This is a genomic window from Acidobacteriota bacterium, from assembly GCA_003225175.1.
Lineage (GTDB): Bacteria > Acidobacteriota > Terriglobia > Terriglobales > Acidobacteriaceae > Gp1-AA112.
Window position 1 is genome coordinate 1 of sequence record QIBA01000236.1, and the last position, 1,851, is coordinate 1,851.

The following is a 1,851-nucleotide window of genomic DNA, read 5'->3' on the forward strand; positions in this document are numbered from 1 at the left end:
CATGGCCCCCACGTGGAGGCTGTTATTCGTGACAGGGCTTCGAAAGCAGCATTGCCTTTGCAAGCGGCCTGTTTTACTTGCTCTTTCCAGCTCATCTTTGGGTCGACCCACACCCCCAGCACGCGTAGCTTGGTCTCCGGTTTCACCTCCTGGCCATCAAACCGGACCGTGCTTGCCAGGTCGCCGCTTGGATCTCGCTTGCGCTTGGTGAAGTGGATGAGCTGATATTTATCCGGAGCGAACTTTGCCCCGTGCCGTTTAGCCCAAGCAATGCACTTATCGTGGACCCCTTCTAGCCGCCTGCAGTTCTCCTGGGCGGAGCTTCCCCACGTAATCAGGTTTGTGTCATCCACAAAGCCAAATCCAAAGGCACCATCCTTTGCGTTTTGCATACCCTCGAGCAGCTCGGAGATGAAGAATAGGAAGAGGATGGGTGACAGGGGTGAGCCCTGCGGTATCCCAGCGTCCGTTTGGAACCAGTCACTCTCGTCGCCGTCGAACGCTATCCGTGTGCGCCTGCCATGCATAAAGCTACCTACGTAGTTTATGATCCACTCCGGCAAGCCCTTCCGTCGTAGTATCCAGAGGAGTCTCTCTTTTGAGACATGGTCGAAAGCCCCACTTATGTCCAAGCTTAGCATTGACACCACGCAGCCGTTACGGCTACCCCACGCCGTCTCAACGCATGCCGTAAGCAAGTCAATTGCCGACGTGGTTGATCGCTTCTTCCTCGCTCCCATCTGGTTCCACGATAATAAGGCGTGCTCCTCTGCTGTTTCCGCAATCCGTGTAGCGACGATTTTCTCCATTACCTTTGCTAGCGTATCCTCAAGGGCAACAGGGTGATAGCTGCTTGGGAGCGAATAATCCTTCTTTCTCTCCTTACGGAGCACGACCGTAGTAGATTCTTTATACGAGTTTGGTATCATGCCGCTTTCCAGCTGCTTGGATATCGCGTGCGCGAGGTCCTTGGAGACAATTGGAGCGATGACCTTTAGGATCTCGTTTGGGATGCCATCCGGGCCTGGGGCTCGACCGTTGGGAAGCTTGCGGATCACCTCTTCTAGCTGTTTGGGTGTAACCTCTGCGGGCACATCTAGCGTGTTTGCAGCCTGCTGGCCACTTGCGATGTCACTTAGGTCCGCTAGGCTGGCGCGTGGGAAGAATTTTTCCGCGAGAATTTGGGCTCTCCCTTCGTTGCTAAGTGTCACTTGCTCCTGGTCGTTACGCCGTAGGGGCGGCAGGAGGGCTGCGCTCGTGCCTGGTGTCTGCTTGCTCCATCTGGACATTCTCCAGAGACCCTTGTTGTGGGGAAGCTGTTTGCTCGTCGTGATCTCCTGGATGAAGCGCCGCCATGCTGATCTGCCTCCCCTGCGGAGCTCTTTTTTCAGAAGGTTCTGAAACGACCTCATGGCCTGGTAGTGGTGCGCCTGTAGGGTGGAGAGGTACGCTCGCCTAGCTCTCCTGGCGCCTACTAGGAGCTCAGCTGCTCTGGGCGACCATCGGTGGTTTGCCTTCTCATGTGGTTTAGCCCTCGGGCAACATTGGTCAAGCGCCTCCTTAACAACTATTTTAATCTTGCTTAGTGGATCCTGGTCTGTTTCCCAACCACTCAATTTGATTCGTTCCTCCAGGCCCGCCCTGTCCAGCTTCCTAATTGCGTACCGCCTGCTTGGAGGGCGCGGGTGGCATGCCCTACTTAGCCTTATGTCGATTGGGATGTGGTCAAGCGCTATTGCCCATCCGTCCATTGGCCCGCATCTAGTGACGCTGTGTTGCAGGCCGTCCGTTGCAAACGTGAGGTCTATGACGCTGTCGTGGGCGCCGCGCCGCCACGTCCACTCCCCGCGC

General features: G+C 56.2%; 1 protein-coding gene. It reads right to left on the reverse strand.

The genetic code is table 11. The annotated features are described in order from the left end of the window. Positions 1-1,751 (reverse strand): hypothetical protein (locus DMG62_24900; GenBank protein PYY19146.1); only part of this gene is annotated, 1,751 nt, incomplete at its 3' end. Positions 1,752-1,851: the final 100 nt, after the last annotated feature.